The 19482-nt window shown below is 60.9% G+C and carries 15 protein-coding genes; 5 read left to right on the top strand and 10 right to left on the bottom strand.

Annotated elements, in window-relative coordinates; all coding sequences use genetic code 11:
- Window positions 1–46: 46 nt before the first annotated feature.
- Both B0G57_RS03990 and B0G57_RS03985 read right to left on the bottom strand, forming a co-directional pair.
- A complete protein-coding gene (locus B0G57_RS03990; RefSeq protein WP_018439623.1) occupies window positions 47–1228 on the bottom strand; it encodes a thiolase family protein in 1182 nt (393 codons plus the stop codon).
- 221 nt (window positions 1229–1449) lie between these two features.
- Entirely contained in the window at window positions 1450–2496 is a 1047-nt protein-coding gene (locus tag B0G57_RS03985; RefSeq protein ID WP_018439624.1) for an aldo/keto reductase, read from the bottom strand.
- A gap of 203 nt (window positions 2497–2699) precedes the next feature.
- Here B0G57_RS03985 and B0G57_RS03980 point away from each other — a divergent pair, with 203 nt between their 5' ends.
- Window positions 2700–3317 carry a TetR/AcrR family transcriptional regulator gene (locus B0G57_RS03980; RefSeq protein WP_018439626.1) on the top strand — a complete coding sequence of 206 codons (618 nt, stop codon included), beginning with the start codon at window positions 2700–2702 and terminating at the stop codon, window positions 3315–3317.
- A gap of 166 nt (window positions 3318–3483) precedes the next feature.
- Here B0G57_RS03980 and B0G57_RS03975 read toward each other — a convergent pair whose 3' ends face one another.
- Window positions 3484–4638, bottom strand: a complete 1155-nt coding sequence (locus tag B0G57_RS03975; protein ID WP_026229482.1) for an acyl-CoA dehydrogenase family protein — start codon at window positions 4636–4638, stop codon at window positions 3484–3486.
- 70 nt (window positions 4639–4708) lie between these two features.
- Window positions 4709–6730 carry an oxidoreductase gene (locus B0G57_RS03970; protein WP_102606692.1) on the bottom strand — a complete coding sequence of 674 codons (2022 nt, stop codon included), beginning with the start codon at window positions 6728–6730 and terminating at the stop codon, window positions 4709–4711.
- A 319-nt stretch (window positions 6731–7049) separates the two neighbouring features.
- Between B0G57_RS03970 and B0G57_RS03965 the strand changes: the two genes are divergently transcribed.
- Both B0G57_RS03965 and B0G57_RS03960 read left to right on the top strand, forming a co-directional pair.
- Window positions 7050–7568, top strand: coding sequence for a MarR family winged helix-turn-helix transcriptional regulator (locus B0G57_RS03965; protein ID WP_018439629.1), 519 nt, complete (start codon window positions 7050–7052; stop codon window positions 7566–7568).
- Between the two features lie 406 nt (window positions 7569–7974).
- Window positions 7975–8769, top strand: a complete 795-nt coding sequence (locus B0G57_RS03960; RefSeq protein ID WP_018439630.1) for an enoyl-CoA hydratase-related protein — start codon at window positions 7975–7977, stop codon at window positions 8767–8769.
- 86 nt (window positions 8770–8855) lie between these two features.
- Here the strand turns inward: B0G57_RS03960 and panB are convergent, their stop codons facing one another.
- The gene (panB, locus tag B0G57_RS03955) at window positions 8856–9677 is read right to left on the bottom strand and encodes a 3-methyl-2-oxobutanoate hydroxymethyltransferase (protein ID WP_018439631.1); all 822 of its coding nucleotides are present in this window, start codon (window positions 9675–9677) and stop codon (window positions 8856–8858) included.
- Between the two features lie 118 nt (window positions 9678–9795).
- Here panB and B0G57_RS03950 point away from each other — a divergent pair, with 118 nt between their 5' ends.
- The gene (locus B0G57_RS03950) at window positions 9796–10269 is read left to right on the top strand and encodes an Lrp/AsnC family transcriptional regulator (RefSeq protein ID WP_018439632.1); all 474 of its coding nucleotides are present in this window, start codon (window positions 9796–9798) and stop codon (window positions 10267–10269) included.
- 218 nt (window positions 10270–10487) lie between these two features.
- Window positions 10488–14003, top strand: a complete 3516-nt coding sequence (locus tag B0G57_RS03945; protein WP_018439633.1) for an indolepyruvate ferredoxin oxidoreductase family protein — start codon at window positions 10488–10490, stop codon at window positions 14001–14003.
- 145 nt (window positions 14004–14148) lie between these two features.
- On the opposite strand, the gene B0G57_RS03940 is transcribed toward B0G57_RS03945, so the two are convergent.
- The 5 genes from B0G57_RS03940 to B0G57_RS03920 are packed head-to-tail and all read right to left on the bottom strand — an operon-like array spanning window position 14149 to window position 19466.
- The gene (locus B0G57_RS03940) at window positions 14149–15246 is read right to left on the bottom strand and encodes a branched-chain amino acid aminotransferase (RefSeq protein ID WP_020566070.1); all 1098 of its coding nucleotides are present in this window, start codon (window positions 15244–15246) and stop codon (window positions 14149–14151) included.
- A gap of 28 nt (window positions 15247–15274) precedes the next feature.
- Window positions 15275–17077 carry an acyl-CoA dehydrogenase gene (locus tag B0G57_RS03935; RefSeq protein ID WP_018439635.1) on the bottom strand — a complete coding sequence of 601 codons (1803 nt, stop codon included), beginning with the start codon at window positions 17075–17077 and terminating at the stop codon, window positions 15275–15277.
- Window positions 17078–17118: 41 nt separating this feature from the next.
- Window positions 17119–17889, bottom strand: coding sequence for an enoyl-CoA hydratase/isomerase family protein (locus B0G57_RS03930; protein WP_018439636.1), 771 nt, complete (start codon window positions 17887–17889; stop codon window positions 17119–17121).
- Window positions 17886–18686: an enoyl-CoA hydratase-related protein gene (locus tag B0G57_RS03925; RefSeq protein ID WP_018439637.1), complete on the bottom strand. Its 801-nt coding sequence runs from the start codon at window positions 18684–18686 to the stop codon at window positions 17886–17888. Before B0G57_RS03925 ends, B0G57_RS03930 begins: the two co-directional genes overlap by 4 nt.
- Window positions 18687–18698: 12 nt before the next feature.
- The gene (locus tag B0G57_RS03920) at window positions 18699–19466 is read right to left on the bottom strand and encodes a glucose 1-dehydrogenase (RefSeq protein ID WP_018439638.1); all 768 of its coding nucleotides are present in this window, start codon (window positions 19464–19466) and stop codon (window positions 18699–18701) included.
- Window positions 19467–19482 lie beyond the last annotated feature (16 nt).

Here is a 19482-nt window from a genome sequence, read left to right as displayed (position 1 = left end):
TCTTCTCCGTAGTGACTTCTGCAAAAACCGCAATCGTGCGTGCCGCTCACAGTGTCTCGATAGCGAGGGCGATCCCCTGCCCTCCACCAATACACAAAGTCACAATGCCGCGTTTCAGGTTATCCCGGCGCATCGAGTGAATCAGGCGAGTGGTCAAAACGGCGCCTGTGGCGCCGATCGGGTGACCATGAGCAATCGCTCCGCCTTCTACGTTGACGATGTCTTCCGCGAGATCGAGCTTTCGAATGACCGCAATCGGCACCGCCGCAAAAGCCTCGTTTATTTCGATCCGGTCGACGTCTGACAGCTTCCACCCAGCGCGTTCGAGCGCGATTTTGACAGCCGGGACGGGACCCAGACCGAACATACCGGGCTTCACCGCCGCCACGCCGTAAGCAACCAGGCGTGCCGCCGGCAAAATGCCATGCGCGTCGGCGAACGCGCGCGACGTCACCAGCATCGCGGCAGCCCCGCTGTTGAGCCCAGGCGCGTTCCCTGCCGTGATCGTCCCGTTCGCGCGGAATGCGGGCCGTAGCTTCGCGAGCCCATCGACCGTCGTGTCGGGGCGCGGCGGCTCGTCTCGGGAGAACACCGTTGCTCCGCCTTTGACCTTGATTTCCACACCGGCAATTTCGTCGCCGAACGCGCCCCGCGCTTGGGCCGCGGCGAACCGCTGCTGAGACCGGGCAGCCCAACTGTCCTGCTGTTCGCGCGTGATTGCCATTTCCGCGACGAGATCTTCGGTGTGCCAACCCGAGTGTTCGTCGGAGAACGCGTCGACGAGGCCGTCACGCAACACGCTGTCATAGATCTTGGCGTGCCCCATCCGCTGCCCCCACCGAGCATTCGGGAGCAAGTACGGTGCGCGCTCCATGCTTTCCATCCCGCCCGCCACCGATGCATCGGCAAACCCTAGCCAGATCTCCTGCGCCGCGTTGACGATCGCTTGCGCCCCGGAGCCGCAAACACGATTCACGGTCAAGGCTGGCACTTCTGCCGGCAAACCGGCGCCGATCGTTGCCTGCCGCGCGGGGTTCATCTTGTTTCCAGCCTGGATCACGTTGCCCATCACGACCGAGTTGACCTTCGACGCACTCACGCCGCTGCGGTGCAGGGTCTCGCGGACCGCGACAGCGCCAAGCTCTACTGCCGGCACATCCTTGAGCGACCCGCCAAATGCCCCGATCGGCGTACGGACTGGACTGCAAATTACGACTTCAGCTTCCATGGCTATCCCTTCATTCGGAAAATTAACCTGTGGGATCGAGAGGCCCGACCCACGCCTGAGCGTTCAGTGCATATACACACACTCCACTACAACCGACCGCGCCGACGGTCACGGCGCAAGCACATCACTGCGCCGCCCGTTACTGCTCAATTCAGTCAGAACAGTTCTTTGCGCAGCACCAATAACGAGAACTACGACGAAAGACTGACCATTCCCCTAGATCACGCCACTGGCTCTATCGGTGCATCGAAGCGATCGAGCTGGCCGGAAAATATCCGCTGGCGGTTCGTCGGATTGTCGAGCAACGTGTACGGAAAAATCGGCGGGACAGCACTCACCCCATCGAGCGTCGCGATCTGATCTGAAGTCAACGTCACATTTGTCGCAGCGAGATTGCTGCGCAGCTGAGCGACGGTTCGGGGTCCAATGATTGGCAGCGAACCCTTGGCCGCGACCCAAGCAATGGCGACCTCGCCCGGCGTCACGCCGACTTCGTCTGCAACGGCAATCAGTGTGTCGAGAATGGCGCTCCGCTGCCCGGAGTTCTCTGCCTGGAACACCTTCCCGCCGAACCCTTCGGCGCGCCCTTTTTCGCCTTTGCGGTATTTACCGGTCAGCATACCGCCACCAAGCGGAGACCAGGCTACGACGCCAAGCCCAAGCGCACGTGCAGCCGGCAGAAGGTCCTGCTCTGTGGTGCGCTCGACGAGGCTATGCTCGACCTGAAGTCCAGCCACTGGAACAGTGCCTCGCAACTCCGCGAGGGTTGCAGCACGTGCAACGCGCCAGGCGGGAAAATCCGATAGCCCTGCGTAGACAATCTTGCCAGCGCGGACAAGATCGTCGAAACCGCGAACGATCTCCTCGATCGGCGTGACGCCGTCGGCATAGTGCACCCAATGCAGATCGATGCGATCGGTCTTGAGTCGCCGCAGGCTTGCCTCGACGGACGAGATCATGGCCTTTCGGCTGTTGCCAGTTACGAGGATGCCATCGTGAGGACTAGCGCGCTGCGAGAATTTTGTGGCCAGCACGAATTCGTCTCGACGGCCGGCGAGCAGCTCTCCAAGAATTTCCTCTGCCTCGCCGAACTGATAGCTGTCGGCAGTATCAATAAAATTGCCGCCGGCCTCCGCATAGGCGTCAACGATACGTCGCGCCTCGTCTGGCTCGCTTCCATAGCCCCAGCGTGTGCCGAAATTACCCGTTCCCAACACCAGCTCGGAGACTCGCAGGCCGGTATGCTTGCCGAAAAGCTTGTAACGCATGACATCATTCTCCGTTCAGATGGTTGCGGGGTTGTTTGCCTGCGTCGCCTCGCCCCCAGCGGTCGAGACCGCCATGCGCAGCCAGCGCCAGTTCGAGTCGATCGCTCATCATCGGCTCCATTTTTTCTATTGATTGTGGCCACAATAATTGATTTTCATGGCGACCACAACTAATATTTCGACTGAACATCACGGAGTGGACAATGCGTGTTTCCAAGGAGAAGGCGGACGCTAATCGACGTGCGCTGCTCCAGGCTGCGAGCAAGTTGTTTCGCGAGAAAGGGGTCGACGGCGTAGGCGTAGCGGAAGTTGCCAAGGCGGCAGGACTGACGCATGGCGCGCTCTACGCGCACTTTCCCTCCAAGGACGCGCTCGCGGCTGAAGCCTTTTCGGCAGGCTTTGCCGGCAGCATGGCCGGGATGCGCGCGTGGGCAGGCGATCGACACCCGACGTTCGAGGACTATCTTGACGCTCTCTTCTCAGCCGGCATGCGAGATAGGTTGGGGACGGGTTGTCCTATGACTGCCTCGGCCAGCGAGGCGGCGCGCCAGGGTCCGGCCGTCAGCGACAGGTTCGCGAAGGCATTCAACGAAGAAGTCGCGATCGTGGAGGGGTCACTGCACCCGGGAATGCCGGCCGCAGCGAAGCGCCAGTTGGCGGTTGCTTCGGTAGCGGCCCAAATCGGTGCGATCGCTGTGGCACGCGCGGTTGCGAAAACCGATCTGCCGCTGTCCGACGAGGTACTGCATGCGACGCGCGAGACGATCAAGCTGGCACGTTGTGTGGAGAACGAAAATCGCGGGGAGTCACCGACGCGTTGACATTCGACGCACGCAGGCCCGCATCGATGAACGCCTTCGCATGGCTTGCGATCGCCAACTTTTCGTGGACGGCATACCGTTGATGTGCCGATGGTGAAAATTCGAGGCTTCAATCTGATACCCCGGGGTGCATTGGGCGACGCCGGCCGAGACCGGAAACAATGCCCTATTGCGCGGCATCGCGAATCATGTTTCGAGCGATGACGATCTGCTGAATCTGCGTGGTCCCCTCGTAAATGCGGAACAGACGAACGTCACGATAGAACCGCTCGACAGCGTACTCGGACACATATCCCGCGCCACCATGGATCTGCACGGCGCGGTCCGCCACCCGGCCGCACATCTCCGATGCGAACATCTTGGAGCACGAGGCTTCCGTCGAAACGTCTTCCTTGTTGTCGCGACGACGTGCCGCATCCAAGACCATCGAGCGGGCCGCGTAGATTTCGGCACGGCTGTCGGCGAGCATCGCCTGGATCAATTGGAATTCCGCGATTGGTTTGCCGAACTGCCGCCGCTCCATGGCATAGCGCAGCGCGTCATTGAGCATGCGCTCGGCCGCGCCCACACAAATCGCCGCAATGTGAAGCCTGCCTTTGTCCAGCACCTTCATCGCCGTTTTGAAGCCCACGCCTTCTTTGCCACCGATGAGGTTGATGGCTGGGACCCGGCAGTCGTCGAAAATCACGTCACAGGTGTGCGCCCCCCGCTGCCCCATCTTCTTGTCGAGCCGCCCGAGTGACAACCCCGGCGTGCCCTTCTCGACGATGAATGCCGAAATACCGCCCGCGCCCTTGATTTCGGAATTGGTGCGTGCCATCACGGTGTAAATGCCAGCCTCCGGCGCATTCGTGATGAAGCGCTTCGTGCCATTGATCACGTAATCGTCGCCATCGCGTACCGCCGTCGTGCGAAGGGAAGCGGCGTCCGAGCCGGCATCAGGTTCGGTGAGCGCGAAGGATGCAATCAACTCGCCTGACGCCAGTTTCGGCAAATAACATCGCTTTTGCTCGTCGGTGCCATCAACAATCAATCCTTGAGAGCCAATTCCGTTGTTCGTACCGATAATTGACCGGAAGGCGGGAGACGTCTTAGCGATCTCGAACGCGACAAGCACCTCTTCTTCCATCGTCAGGCCGAGTCCGCCGAACTCCTCGGGGATGGTCAGACCAAACAGGCCGAGCTCGCGCATCTCACCCATAATTTCGGCGGGAATTTCGTCCGAATCGGCAACCTCATCCTCCGCCGGAACGAGCCGCTCGCGCACAAAGCGCGACAGTGAATCGATAAGTAGAGAAAGCGTTTCCTGATCGCGAATCATCGTATTTCCTGTACCGTCGGCAAGCGTCGACCACGGCACGCAACGTGTATCGTGCGGGTGAATATAGCGTTCAAATGGTGACGGCGAGCCGTGTAGCCTGATCGATAGCCCGCAAAGCATCCAGTTCGCTAGCCACATCGGCGCCGCCGATCAGCCTCGGCTCGATGCGTCGTGCGATCAGCTCGTCATACAGGCTGCGATTGGAATCTTGTCCCGCACACAGCACCACGTGATCGACCGGCAAAACATGCCGTGCGCTATCGACCGTGTAGTGCAACCCGTCATCATCGATCGAGTGGTACGTCGCGCCCGAAATCATCATGACGCCGGCCTTGCGAAGCTTGGCTTTCAGAATCCAGCCCGTCGACTTGCCCAACCGCCTGCCGAGCGGCTCCGCTTTGCGCTGAAACATGTGTACCGTGCGGCGAGGTGCGGCATGAGCGGCGGCCCGAGCAAGTCCCCCCGGAGTGGTATTGTCGGGATCGACGCCCCACGCTTCGAAAAACGCTCGGCTCTCGAGCGACTCATTCGGCTCCCCCAGCAGGAATTCGGCAACGTCGAAACCGATGCCGCCTGCGCCGATGATGGCGACGCGTTGACCTGTTACAACCCTGCCCGTCAACACATCGATATATGAAACAGCCTTTGGATGATCGACGCCAGGAAAGTCCGGCACACGCGGCATTACCCCTGTCGCCAGCACAATCTCGTCGAACTGCCCGCCGATCAGTTGGTCGGACGTAGCCGCCTCGCCCATGCGCAGCGTGACGCCCAGTCTCTCGAGGCGAACGCGGAAGTAGCGCAGCATCTCGTGAAATTCCGCCTTGCCGGGAACGACCTTGGCCATGTTTAACTGTCCGCCCAGTCGAGACTCCGCCTCGAACAGCGTGATGCGATGCCCGCGTTCAGCGGCGCTGATTGCGAAGGCCATGCCAGCCGGACCACCGCCCACCACGGCAATTCGCTTGGGGGTCGGGGCTTCGCCGGTCGGAAACTCGATTTCACGTCCCGCGCGCGGATTGACCAGACAGGTCGCGGAGCGCTCGGTAAAGATGCGGTCCAGGCAAGCCTGGTTGCAGCCAATGCACGTGTTGATCTCGTCGACCGTTCCGAGGCGTGTCTTTTTCGCGAAATCCGGATCGGCGAGCAGCGGGCGTGCCATCGATACGAGGTCGGCGACGCCCGAGGCAATCAGTTCCTCTGCGATCTCCGGCATGTTGATACGATTCGACGCCATGACGGGAATCGATACGGCCTGCTTGACGTTCCCGATCGCCGCACGCCACGCGGCGCGCGGCACGGAGGCGGCAATCGTCGGAACCGCAGATTCGTGCCAGCCGACGCCAGTATTGATCAGATCCGCACCGGCCGCTTCGATCTCCTTGGCGAAGGCCGCAATCTCGGCACCGGTCATGCCGCCGTCGATCAGATCGATAGAAGAGATACGGTAAATCAGCATCGACTGATTGCCCAGGCGCTCGCGTACCTCACGGACCACCTCGAGCGGAAAGCGGATTCTCCCTTCGAAGGTGCCGCCATATTGATCGTCTCGGTGATTGGTCACCGCTGCAGTGAATTCGTTGAGCAGATATCCCTCGGAACCCATGATCTCGACTCCGTCATACCCCGCGTCCACCGCCAGCGATGCAGTATTGGCGAAGTCCGCGATCGTCTCGCGCACCTCGTCGGTGGTCAGCGCGTGCGGCGAATAGGTGTTGATGCGAGCCTTGCCAGGGGACGGAGCAACGCAATATGGCACCTTGGCATAGCGTCCGGCATGCAGAATCTGCAGGACGATCTTTCCACCGGCCGCGTGGACAGCACGTGTCACGACGCGATGCTCTTCAAGCTGGGAAGGGCTGTTGAATAGTGGCCCGCCCTCCTCCATGACGCCTTCGGGATTCGGAGAAAAGCCGCCGCTCAGGATCAGGCCGATCTCACCGGCCGCACGCGCAGCATAGAACGCAGCGAGCCGCTCATGCGGGCGATCGAGCGTTTCCAGCCGCGTATGCATGGCGCCCATGACCATCCTATTCGGCAGCACGGTCGATCCGACGGTAAGCGGGGTAAGGAGCTTGTCGAACGTCGTCATGAAGTGTCCCGTCGCGTTGTGGCATCGTGTCGGCACTCTATGACAGGATCGCATTTACGTCAACATCATTACATGTTTAATCGTTTCCATCGAGACCAATTCCATACTTGATGTACACTCTTCGCTGAGCGACACCCCTCCCGTGTCACGTATATGTCTCATTCACGCCTTGCCGCCTTGCCGGCGACTGCCGAAGCGCGCGGTTGTTCCGGTCGGCCCCGAAGTCGCGCGGCCACGTGAAACGGGTCGGGGCAAACCGCGCCTTAAAATACAGGCATTGCGGCGTTGTACCGGCGCACCGCGCCTCCCAGATCATCCCATGGCAAACATCGACTCCTCATACGATCAATCTGTCTCGTCAATTCACAATCGACTGTTCTTCCGCCTGTTTCAGGCGGGCAATACGCTCGACAGGCAGACGATCAAAGCGCTCGGCATCACAACCGTGCAGTGGGCCGTCCTCGGCGCCCTGTCGCGCGCGCAGGTAGCCGAGGGAATGTCGTTCTCCGAACTCGCGGACTACTTGGTGGTTAGCCGCCAAAGCCTCGATGGCGTCCTGAAGAGGCTCGAGAGAGAGGAGCATGTGGTGCGTATCGCGGATACGGTCGACCGACGCGCGAAGAAAGTTGTGCTCACCACTAACGGGAGAGCATTTTGGGATAGCCTGCAACCCAAGATCTACGAGTTCTACCGACAAGCTCTCGCCAGTTTCCGGTTCGACGACAAGGTGTCGCTGGTTCACTTTCTGAATCAACTCAACAAAGGGATGGACGCCGTCAATCTCGAGCCCGACGCTATCGTGCAACTGAGCGCCTCCGCCCTTTCCGCGCGCGACTGAACGCCTGTCCCGGGCGGGACGGAAACTCGCTCGACCTCGTTTGGCATTGGCGAGTTGCAACGGACTTGCCCCTCCCTCACCAACGTCATCCCTTGAGCCGCTTCCTCCAAAGCGAACGCCCGCGTAACAACTGGCCTGACATGCCTCTCGCGCCAGAGCCGAAATAAAGCATCGCATGCGAAGCGGGCCCGGCCGCCTATCGACTTCAAAAAACATCTGCATCCTGCCTTTTTTCGCCGGTCTCCGCCTCAAAGCGCCCACTCGTACGACGCCATTTCATCTTTATACATCATGATATTGACATATATGGCTTGAGGAGCTATCGTTGACCGCATGGGACTGACTGGTGACGTGCACGGCCGGCCGGTCGAGGCATTCTTTTCTTCCTGCCCAGTCGGAACACACCATGACGTTCAACATGATCAAAGTCATCACCAGCGGGCCGATCGCGCGAATCGAGCTGAATCGCCCCGACAAGCTCAACAGCCTCGACGAGTCGACGATGCTCGAGATCCATCGTGCGGTGGATGACATACAGGCGGACAAGCAGCTTCGCGTCCTCGTCATCACGGGAGCCGGCCGTGCCTTCTGCGCAGGCCAGGACCTCACGGACCCGGCTATGCGGCTGGTAGATGGCAAGCAGCCGGATATCGGCAATCTGGTCGAGCGGCTTTTCAAGCCGCTCGTGCTGAAGCTGCAAAACCTGCACATGCCGACCGTTGCCGCCGTCAATGGACTCGCGGCGGGCGGCGGAGCCGCTTTGGCATTTGCCTGCGACATTGTCGTCGCCACGCGCTCGGCGTACTTCCTGCAAGCGTTCTCGCGAATTGGCCTCACGCCGGACACCGGCAGCACGTGGTTCCTGTCGAACCGTCTCGGCTCCGCGCGCGCGATGGGTCTAACGATGCTCGCCGACAAGCTGCCCGCCGCCAAGGCCGCGGAGTGGGGACTCATTTGGGATGTGATCGATGATGCCGATTTTGCGTCCGCCATCGACGCCCTCGCAGAGCGTCTGGCATCCATGCCGACAAAGGCGCTGATACGGACGCGTCAGCTCGTCCAAGCCGCAAGCGGACATTCGCTCGAGCAGCAGCTATCGATGGAAGCCACCTTCATTCGTGAAATGGGATGGAGCAAGGACTATGCGGAAGGCGTGCTCGCGTTCAGCGAGAAGCGGCAGCCGAACTTCACAGGCGAGTGATCGAAGTCGCAGGAACTGCTCGGGTCGGTTCGGCCGATCGGATCCTCGCTGCGGACACTCGCCGCGGCAGTGCCGCGGCGAGACGGTCAAGCCGAGAAGGAATGTTCGGCCGAGGGAAAGGTGCCTGCCTTTACTTCCGCGACGTAAGCCTTGATCGCCGCTTCGATTGAGGTTTGACCATCCATGAAGTTCTTGACGAACTTGGCCGTCCGCCCCGGGTACACACCGAGCGCATCATGCAGTACCAGCACCTGTCCGGAGCAATGTACGCCCGCGCCAATGCCGATCGTGGGAATGGCCAGGCGCGCCGTCACCTCGGCGGCCAATTCCGCAGGAATGGCTTCCATGACGATCATCTGTGCGCCCGCATCCTGCAGAGCGAGTGCATCTTCAATCAAACGCATTGCAGCGGGCTCGGTCCGGCCCTGCAGCCTGAAACCACCGAGTGCATGAACCGACTGGGGCGTCAGCCCGATGTGCGCGCAAACGGGGATGCCTCGCTCGACAAGAAAATGGACCGTCTCGCCAAGCCACGCCCCCCCTTCGAGCTTGACCATCTGCGCTCCCGCACGCATCAGGCGTGCCGCGTTCTCGAACGCCTGGACAGGTGTCGCGTACGTCGCGAAAGGGAGATCGGATACCACGAGCGCGGTGCGGTCGCCACGCGCCACGGCTTCTGTGTGGTAGACCGCATGTCCAATCGTGACGAGCAATGTCGTCGAGTGCCCCTGGACGACATTGCCGAGAGAGTCTCCCACGAGCAGTACATCGACACCGCATCGGTCGAGCATGGATGCAAAGCTCGCATCGTAGCAAGCCAGCATGGCGATCCTTTCGCCGGCATCGCGCATGGCTCTCAGCGTCAATACCGAAACGTCCTTGCGGACAGGCTCTTCGAGATACTTCATGACTAGATTCGTTGTCACCTAAAGAATTCAAGCTTATGCCCTTCACTGTGATCGCTTGCACCAAAACGCGATCCAACCGTGGGGCCGTCTAGTGCAGTTGCCCTAACGAGAGCCACAAATGTTTGCCGTGCCACACGACCTCGACAAGATCGACCTCAAAATCCTGCGCGAACTTTCCGCGGACGGGCGCCTTAGTTGGCGCGACTTGGCAGAGCGAATCGGTTTGTCGCTCACGCCCACGCTCAGGCGTGTGCACAGACTGGAGGAGCAGGGATACATCCGCGGTTACTTCGCGCATCTTGACGAGCGCAAGCTGATCGGCGGGCTCACCGTATTCATATCGGTGACGCTCGAGAACCAGTCGGAGGCGGCAATCCAGCGTTTCGAGAAGGAGATCGTGGTGGCACCGGAGGTCATGAGCTGTTTCACAATGACGGGCGATGCCGATTTCATCCTGCGCGTAGTGGTACCCGACCTGGACTCATACCAGAGCTTCCTCAGCAAGACGCTAACGCGCATTCCAGGCGTCGAACACATCCGATCGAGCTTCGCGTTGAAGACCATCCTGAACCGGACTTCGCCGATGCTCTGATCTCTAACGACTGCTGCGCGCGCTTCTTCCGCCCTCTGGAGCCTGCTCCATTCATATGAGCCGCCAAGGTAGTCACTTTGAACCAATTCAATAACAATTGATAGTTCAAGCGACTACGTTTTCGTGCATTGAATAATTCAAATTGGTGCAAAACCACGCGGCCGACATCCTAAACTGGCACATCAGTTCGAATAGGATTTATTTTCCTGGAGACACTCGTGGATACTGCCCTGACGTCGCGCGACGCAATTGCTTCGGCGACAAGCCGACAATGGACGTTTATCACTGGCATTCAGGCGCTCGTTCGTCTGCCGATGATCCAACGCGAGCGCGATCGTACGCGCAATTTCAATACCGCCGGCTTGATTTCCGGGTATCGCGGATCGCCGCTCGGCGCCTATGACCAGCAGCTCTGGAAAGCCTCGAAACAGCTTGCTGCGCACGACATCGTGTTCCAGCCCGGTCTCAACGAAGACCTCGCTGCGACCGCGTTGTGGGGCGCGCAGGTGCACACCGTCTTTGGCGAAACCAAGGTCGACGGCGTGTTCGGCATTTGGTACGGCAAAGGGCCGGGCGTCGACCGGACGGGCGATGTGTTCCGCAATGCCAACATGATGGGCACGTCGAAGCTGGGCGGCGTCCTGGCCATTTCGGGCGACGATCATGCCGCGCAGTCCTCGATGTGGCCGCATCAAACCGACGGGATCTTTCACTCCGCCTCGATCCCTGTGCTTCAGCCCAGCAATGTCCGGGAAGTCATCGAGTTCGGTCTTGCGGGCATCGAGATGTCCCGCTATGCCGGTCTTTGGGTCTCGTTGAAGACAATCGCTGAAGTCGTCGAAACCGCAGCCACGATCGACATGGGATCGTGGCCGACATTTCGCGAGCCTACGGATTTCGCGGTTCCCGCGCATGGTCTGAATTGGGACCCCACGCTCTCGTGGCCCGCTCAACGTGGTGAGTACGAACGCCGGCTCATCGACGAGCGGCTTCCCGCCGCCCGCGCATGGGCGCGCGCTAACCAGCTCGACCGCGTCATTCTCGCGGCGCCGACGAAGCGCCTGGGCATCGTCACGGTCGGCAAGGCGCATCAGGACTTCATGCAGGCTTGCCAGGATCTCGGCCTCAGCGACGAGAAGCTGCGCGCCATGGGCGTTTCGGTGTACAAGGTCGCGATGAGCTGGCCCCTCGAAACCGAGGGCGCCAGTCAATTCGCGGCTGGTAATCGTGAAGTGCTTGTCATCGAGGAAAAGCGTTCGAACGTCGAGGCACAACTTAAGGACGCCCTATTCCATCGCCCGGAATCGCAACGCCCTGTCCTCACCGGAAAAACCGACGCAGCGGGCAATACGCTCCTGCCCGAGGCATGGGAATTCAGCTCGCACCTGGTCGCAAGAGCACTGGTGCGTCGATTGGAGGCCAACGGCGTTGACGCGCCGGACATCCGTGAACGCCTTAGCGAGCTCGATGCGGCCGCCAAGAAGCCCGCCGCGGCGGTCATCCCGGTGCGTGCGCCGTTCTTCTGTTCGGGCTGCCCGCACAATACGTCGACACGCACGCCGGAAGGCTCGATCAGCGGCGGCGGCATCGGCTGTCACGTGATCGCGCTGTCCCAGCCGGCGCTGAAGACCAAAGTCGCGAGCCACATGGGCGGTGAAGGCGCCCAATGGATCGGCGCGGCGCCGTTCTCCAAGACCGCGCACGTGTTCCAGAATCTGGGCGACGGAACCTATCAGCACTCAGGCCTGCTCGCCATTCGCGCCGCTGTCGCCGCGAAGACCAACATCACCTACAAGATTCTCTATAACGACGCTGTCGCCATGACTGGCGGGCAGCCGACGGAAGGAACGAACGATCCGGCCGGGATCACGCGCCAGCTCCAAGCCGAAGGGATCGAAAAAATTGCGTTCGTGACTGACGATCCGACGCGCTGGCAAGGCAACAAGACGCTCGCGCCTGGTGTGGGCGTCTACCATCGAGACGAACTCGATGCTGTCCAACGGCAACTGCGAGAAGTCCCCGGCGTTACTGCAATCGTCTATGAGCAGACCTGCGCCGCCGAGAAACGGCGGCGCCGCAAGCGCAAGGAGTTGCCCGACCCGGATCGGCGCGTCTTCATCAATCATGAAGTCTGCGAGGGTTGCGGCGACTGTTCCGTCCAGTCCAATTGCATTTCCGTCGAGCCTCTTGAGACGCCGCTCGGCCGCAAACGCGCCATCAACCAGAGCGCGTGCAATAAAGACTTCTCGTGCGTGAAGGGCTTCTGCCCGAGCTTCGTCGAAGTGGAAGGCGTGAAGGTCCGCAAGCCCGACAGCAAGCGAGTCGCGGGCATCGAAGCAGAACTCGTGGCGGCCCTGCCCGCGCCGAAGCTGCCCGCGCTCGGTCGGCCGTTCAACATCTATATCACCGGCATCGGCGGCTCCGGCGTGCTGACGATGGGTGCGATCCTAGGCGCGGCGGCCGGCATCGACGGCCTCGCCTCGACAGTGCTCGACTTCACCGGCATGTCTCAAAAGAACGGCGCGGTCGTCAGCCAAGTGCGCATTGCCGCAACCGATGATCAGATAGCAGCCTCGCGCATCGGCGAAGGCAACGCGGATCTTCTGCTGGGCGCCGACCTCGTCGTTTCGGCCGCGCCCGATTCGCTGCTTCGCTTGTCGGCAAGCAGAACCGCGGCCGTGCTCAACCTCGCGCCGACGCCGACGCCTGACTTCATTACCGACCGCGATGCAACACCGCCGATGAAGCTGATGCAAGACCGCGTCCGCAAGCGTTGCAGCAACGAATCGTTCCATGCATTCGATGCAGGCACGATCGCGCAGAGCATCTTCGGCGACACGTTGCCGACGCACACCCTCATGCTCGGTTATGCATGGCAAAAAGGCCTGGTGCCGCTGAGCCGCGACGCGATCAACCATGTCATCGAACGCAACGGCGCAGCGGTCGACATGAATAAGTCCGCGTTCAACTGGGGGCGCATCATCGCAGCCAAACCGGATGCACTGGCAGCCATTGAAGCGCCGAAGCCCCCGTCCATCCAAGAAGCCACCACCTTGGATCAACTGGTGGAAATCCATCGGCAACGGCTCGTGGAATATCAGGGCAGTGCGTACGCAAAGCGATATGTTGACCTCGTCATGCTGGCTCGCGAAGCGGATGCAAGGATTGCGCCGAAGCACGACGCATTTGCGACGGCAGTCGCACGGAGCGCCTACAAATTGATGGCCTACAAAGACGAATACGAAGTCGCGCGTCTCTATACCACGCCGGCATTCCGCGAGTCTCTGATGGCACAGTTCTCCGATGCGAAGAAGGTTTCCATCTGGCTCGCACCGCCCCTCCTGTCAAGCATCGACCCGCGAACGGGCCGTCCGAAGAAGCGTAAGTTCGGACCGTGGATTTTCCCGGTGCTGAAGGTTGTGGCCGGCATGCGCGAGCTGCGCGGCACCGCGCTCGACATCTTCGGCTATACGGCCGAACGACGCGCGGAGCGCCGTCTCGTCGCCGAGTATTTCGATGACATCCGCAAGGTCTGCTCACAGCTTTCGTTAGAGAAGCTGGACCAGGCGATAACGTTCGCCTCGCTCCCGATGGATATCCGCGGCTTTGGGCCGGTCAAGGAGCGGGCGATTCAAGATCACGTCGTCCGGCGCGCAAACGTGCTCGCGGCGCTCTCCGGCTCCGCCAAAAGCGGCGACGGAGGCACCCTGAGCAGCAATATCAAGGCTGCTTGACTAACACCGCCTTCAAAAGAGGCGGAATGAAAAAAGGACCGTGACACCCTTGGCGTCACGGTCCTTCCTTTTTCCTCGGCCCGTTTTTGAAGCCGGCTAAGGTCCTTCCTTACAGATAAGCCTGGTTGATCCGGTCAGTCCTCGCTCAGAACAAGCGGTCCAGCCAGCCATAGTGATCCGGCGCGCGCCCATTTTGGATATCAAGCAGTGCGGACTTCAGCCGTGCAGTTACCAGTCCCAGGTTGCCGTCTCCGATTGTGAACTCATGCGTTCGGCCCTTCACCTTGCCGATAGGTGTCACGACTGCCGCCGTGCCGCAAGCGAAGGCTTCAACGAGCTTTCCGCGTTGCGCATCCGCCTGCCACTGATCGATCGCGTACGGCTCCTCGCGAACGGTCAGGCCCAGATCGCGCGCGAGCGTGATCAATGAAGCTCGCGTGATGCCGGGGAGGATGGTTCCCGTCAGCGGCGGCGTTTGAATTGATCCGTCGGCAAACACGAAGAACACGTTCATGCCGCCGAGCTCTTCGACCCAACGACGCTCAACTGCATCTAAAAACACTACCTGGTCGCAGCCTTCGCGAATGGCTTCGGCTTGCGCCGCGAGGCTCGCGGCATAGTTGCCACCGCACTTGGCGTCACCCGTTCCGCCAGGCGCCGCTCTCGTAAAGTTTTCCGACACCCACAGGGTTACCGCGGAAGCGCCTCCCTTGAAGTAGGAACCGACCGGCGTGGCCACGACGCAGTACAGATAATCTGGCGAGGGCTTCATGCCAAGCACGGCTTCGGTTGCGATCATGAAGGGCCGCAGATAGAGCGCCGATCCGTCGGTCCGCGGAATCCACTCGCGGTCCACCCGTACGAGCTCCCGCACGGAATCGACGAACAATGGCTCGGGCAGCGCGGGCATCGCGAGCCGTTCCGCGGAATTGCGGAAACGCCGCGCATTCGCATCCGGGCGGAATAGTGCTGCGCCGCCGTCCGGCAACCGATAAGCTTTCATACCCTCGAAAATTTCCTGCGCATAGTGCAGCACCAGCGTGGCAGGATCAAAACTGAACGGGCCGTGCGCAACGACCTTGGCGTCATACCAACCACGCCCTTCGGAATATCGAATCGTCACCATGTGGTCGGTAAATACACGCCCGAACCCAGGGTTCTCCAACAAGGCTTCGCGCTTCGTCGCTTCGACTCGGTTCGGATTCAGTTCGCGGAGGAATGACGCGGATCCGGTATTACTCATTTCTATTGCTCCTTAGTGTGCAGCGGGACTATCCCGCGAACCCAGCCTCGTCCATCGCCAACGTCACTTCCGCTCCATGAACGACGACATGGCTCAGTGCAGTCGCACGCGAAAGGATATGGTCTGCATAGAATCGGCTGGTGATGATCTTGTTTTGTAGAAACGCGTTATCGACTCGTTCGGGCGCGAGTAAACGCCGTGCTGCCAACGCTGCTCGACCCATTTGCCATCCGCAGGCAACTGTGCCGAGGAGATCGAGGAACGGACCGGATCCGGCGAGCGCAAGCCTCGTGCTATATCGATACGTTTCGACAAGGAAATTTGCGGCATTGGATAGTTCGCCAATCGCCTGGCCGAGTTGCCGGCCGATCGCCCGCAGATCACCGTGTTCATCCAGCTCCAGATCCACCTGAACGTCTCTCATGGACCGGATCACTGCACGAATCGCCGTACCCCCGTCCCGGCATATTTTTCGACCGACAAGATCCATCGCCTGAATGCCGGTCGTCCCTTCATAGATGGTCGTGATTCGGGCATCGCGCAGGTACTGTGCCGCGCCCGTTTCTTCGATAAAGCCGGTACCGCCGTGTACCTGGATACCCATTGACGCGATATCCAGACCGTTTTCCGTAAACCAGCCCTTCGCGACAGGCATCATCAACTCAACGAACGCACGATTTGCCGCCCGCTCGCCCTGATCGCCATGCCACTCCGCCTTGTCCATGCTGGCGGCGACAACGAGTGCGAGGGCGCGCATCGCTTCGATGCGCGACTTCATGCTCATGAGCATGCGGCGAACATCAGGGTGCCGAACGATCGCTACTTTCGCGCCGCTGCTGCTGCCGGACTCCGCGCCCTGGACGCGTTCAGACGCATAAGCACGCGCCGACTGGTACGCGCGCTCGGCGAGGCCAACGCCCTCCAGCCCCACGGCGAACCGTGCAGCATTCATTATGATGAACATGTTCTCGAGCCCGTGGTTCTCATCACCGACCAGGTACCCGACCGCCCCAGCCTGATCACCAAAAGCAAGCACGCATGTGGGCGTGGCATGCAGACCAAGCTTGCGTTCCAGCGACACACATCTCACGTCGTTGTATTCGCCGAGTGCGCCGGCTTCGTTCACATGCCTCTTCGGAACCGCAAATAGCGAAATGCCCTTGGCGCCAGCTGGCGCCCCCTCAACTCTCGCGAGGACCAAATGCACAATGTTCTCGCAAAGGTCATGATCGCCGTAAGTGATGAAGATCTTCGTGCCTGACAACCGATAGGTGCCATCGCCGGCCGGCCGCGCGCAAGTGCGAACCGCAGAGAGATCCGAGCCTGCCTGCGGCTCCGTCAACACCATCGTTCCGGTCCATTCGCCGCTGACGAGCCGAGGCAGGAACCTGGCCTTCAGCGCCGCGGATCCAACCTGATCGAGGACGTCGATCACACCTCGCGTCAGCATTGGCAGCAATGCGAACGCCACGCTGGCTCCGTTCCACATCTCGTCGACTGCGGCCGCGACGAGCCGAGGAAGGTTTTGCCCACCAAGCGCCTTGCGTACCGATAGCCCATTCCAGCCACCACGAGCGAATTGCGCGTATGCGTCCCGCCATCCCAAAGGCATCCGCGGGCACCCATTCTCGATGCGCGCTCCTTCGATGTCGCCACTCCGGTTGATGGGCGAAATGACGCCTGACGCGAAGGCCCCTGCTTCTTCAAGAACGGCACTCGTGACGTCCCAAGTGGCGTCTTCAAATCCAGGCAGTGCTGCGATTTCGTCCAGACCGGCCAGTTCCCTGAGCACGAAGTGGATATCCGCAATAGGCGGTGCATATTGGTTCATCGATTGTCTCCTGATCGCGAGCCGGCGGAAATGACTGGCGATTACCTTCCAGTGAATGCCGGCTTGCGCTTTTCCAGGAAGGCGTGCATCCCTTCGCCCGCGTCCGTAGTCTGGGTCGCGGCAGTGAATAGATCGGCCTCTAGCTTCAAGCCATCCTCTAGTGACACGGTCAGCGCCTTGTCCACCGCTGTTCGCGCGAAACTCAGCGCTGCTGGAAAACGGACGCCCAGCCCATCCAGAAAACGTATCCCCAGTTCGACGGGCTCGCCCGCGTCGACTACTCGGTGAACCAAGCCGAGCCGAGCCGCTTCCTCCGTATCCACCAACCGGCCGCTCGCGATCATCTCGAGCGCTCGTGCCTTGCCGATCAGCAACGGCAGGCGCTGCGTACCGCCGTAGCCTGGGATGAGGCCGAGCTTGATCTCGGGTAGCCCGAATCTCGCGCCGGCAACGGCGATGCGAAACGTGCAGGCCATCGCCAACTCGAGCCCGCCGCCGAGCGCCACCCCCTGGATGACGGCCAGCGAAGGAAACGGCAACGAGTCGAGCTTGGCAAACGTGCATTGACCGGCTCGGGCAGCGGCGCGATGCTCGCCTTTGCTTCGCTCAAGCATCTCCTTGATGTCCGCACCTGCGCAGAATGCCTTGCCGCCCGCGCCGGTAAACAGTAAAGCGCGGGGTGATGCTGCCGCCGCCTCGTCGATCAGCGAGCCGATTCGATCGATCATGCCGGCGTTCAGCGCGTTCATTGCCTCCGGGCGGTTGAGCGTGATGACCGCGATATCACCGCGATAAGCAAGTTCGACGCTCATGCTTCGGAACCGTCGCTCGGATCGGGGCGAAAGCGCGGCTTACGCTTTTCCATGAAGGCCGCGACGCCTTCATGCGACTCAGCTGTGCCGTAGTACAACGCCAATGCCTGCATTCCCAGTCCACCGATGCCACGGATCGAATCCGAGTCCGCGTTGAACGAGCGCTTGGCAATCGCGATTGCAGTGGGGCTCAGTTGCAGAATCTCCTGACACCAACGATCTACCTCGGCGTCCAGCTCGGCCATCGGTACAACCGCATTGACCAAGCCCATTGCAAGGGCCTGATGCGCGGTATAGCGCCGGCACAGGAACCAGATCTCTCGCGCCTTCTTTTCGCCGACCACGCGAGCCAGAAAAGCCGTTCCGAAACCCGGATCGACCGAGCCGACCTTGGGGCCCACTTGGCCAAGCTGCGCGGAATCGGCTGCAATTGCGAGATCGCAGCAAGTCACGAGCACGTTACCGCCGCCGATCGCATAACCGTTGACGCGAGCGATCACCGGCTTCGGCACATCGCGGATGACGCCCTGCAGTTCCTCGACCGGCAGCCCGATCACGCCGCGACCATCGTAGCCGCCGTCGTGCGCCGACTGATCGCCGCCGGTGCAGAACGCTTTCTCGCCGGCCCCGGTTAGAACGATCACGCCGATCGACTTGTCCCAGCCGGCGCGCTGCACTGCATCGATGAGCTCATCACAAGTCTTCCCGCGGAACGCGTTGTACTTCTCCGGGCGGTTGATCGTGATTCGGGCGACGCCCGCCTTCGCTTCATAGAGGATGTCGGTATAGTGGTTCATTGTGGCATCTCCTTAGCCATGCATGGTCAAGCCGCCGGAAACGGAAATGACCTGTCCGGTGATGAAATCGGCGTCATCGCTCGAGAGGAATGCAACGATGCCGGGAATGTCGGCGGGCTGCCCCAGGCGTTTCAGCGGAATCGCGCGCAGCAGCCCGTCATAGACCTTTTGTCCGAATTCGCCCTCGCCCATGAACGAGCGCAGTAGCGCCGTGTCCGTCGGCCCGGGGCAGACAACATTCACGCGCACGTTCTTGCGCGCGTACTCGCGAGCGACGGTCTTGCTGAATGACGTTATTCCGCCCTTGCATGCCGAGTACACGGACTCGCCCGATGAGCCGACGCGGCCGGCGTCCGACGCGATGTTGACTATCTTCCCGCCGCCTTCCGCGACCATGATCGGCAGCACCGCGTGATGCAGGTTTAGCGGGCCCATCAAGTTGATCGAGGCAACCTTGTTCCAGAATTCCGGCGTCGTTTCCAGGAACGGCATCGCGACGTCCCACCCGGCGTTGTTGACGAGTACGTCGATGCGCTTCAGATCCCCGTGCACCTGCTGAATCGTCCGCTTGACGGCCGCGTGATCGGTTATGTCAAGCGGAAGCAACGTGAGGCGCTCGGCATACTGCCTTAGTTCGTTCTTCAGTTCATCGAGACCTGACTGACTGAGGTCCAAACCCACTACGTGAGTGCCTTCCTCGCAGAAGCGCTGCACGAGGCTGCGGCCAATGCCCCCGGCCGCTCCCGTGATGACAGCGACTTTATCTTTAAGACCACGCATTTAAATACTCCATGGG

The organism is Trinickia symbiotica, from assembly GCF_002934455.1.
Lineage (GTDB): Bacteria > Pseudomonadota > Gammaproteobacteria > Burkholderiales > Burkholderiaceae > Trinickia > Trinickia symbiotica.
The sequence above is the reverse complement of the archived record's forward strand: the minus strand, read 5'-3'. Positions and strand labels throughout refer to the sequence as shown.

Excerpts from the sequence above, each read along its gene's own strand:
- B0G57_RS03985 (WP_018439624.1), bottom strand. The coding sequence starts at position 2,496 with ATGCGTTACAAGCTTTTCGGCAAGCATACCGGCCTGCGAGTCTCCGAG.
- B0G57_RS03950 (WP_018439632.1), top strand. The coding sequence starts at position 9,796 with ATGTTTGCCGTGCCACACGACCTCGACAAGATCGACCTCAAAATCCTG.
- B0G57_RS03975 (WP_026229482.1), bottom strand. The coding sequence starts at position 4,638 with ATGATTCGCGATCAGGAAACGCTTTCTCTACTTATCGATTCACTGTCG.
- B0G57_RS03925 (WP_018439637.1), bottom strand. The coding sequence starts at position 18,686 with ATGAACCACTATACCGACATCCTCTATGAAGCGAAGGCGGGCGTCGCC.
- B0G57_RS03960 (WP_018439630.1), top strand. The coding sequence starts at position 7,975 with ATGACGTTCAACATGATCAAAGTCATCACCAGCGGGCCGATCGCGCGA.
- B0G57_RS03970 (WP_102606692.1), bottom strand. The coding sequence starts at position 6,730 with ATGACGACGTTCGACAAGCTCCTTACCCCGCTTACCGTCGGATCGACC.
- B0G57_RS03930 (WP_018439636.1), bottom strand. The coding sequence starts at position 17,889 with ATGAGCGTCGAACTTGCTTATCGCGGTGATATCGCGGTCATCACGCTC.
- B0G57_RS03935 (WP_018439635.1), bottom strand. The coding sequence starts at position 17,077 with ATGAACCAATATGCACCGCCTATTGCGGATATCCACTTCGTGCTCAGG.
- B0G57_RS03990 (WP_018439623.1), bottom strand. The coding sequence starts at position 1,228 with ATGGAAGCTGAAGTCGTAATTTGCAGTCCAGTCCGTACGCCGATCGGG.
- panB (WP_018439631.1), bottom strand. The coding sequence starts at position 9,677 with ATGAAGTATCTCGAAGAGCCTGTCCGCAAGGACGTTTCGGTATTGACG.
- B0G57_RS03965 (WP_018439629.1), top strand. The coding sequence starts at position 7,050 with ATGGCAAACATCGACTCCTCATACGATCAATCTGTCTCGTCAATTCAC.
- B0G57_RS03920 (WP_018439638.1), bottom strand. The coding sequence starts at position 19,466 with ATGCGTGGTCTTAAAGATAAAGTCGCTGTCATCACGGGAGCGGCCGGG.
- B0G57_RS03940 (WP_020566070.1), bottom strand. The coding sequence starts at position 15,246 with ATGAGTAATACCGGATCCGCGTCATTCCTCCGCGAACTGAATCCGAAC.
- B0G57_RS03980 (WP_018439626.1), top strand. The coding sequence starts at position 2,700 with ATGCGTGTTTCCAAGGAGAAGGCGGACGCTAATCGACGTGCGCTGCTC.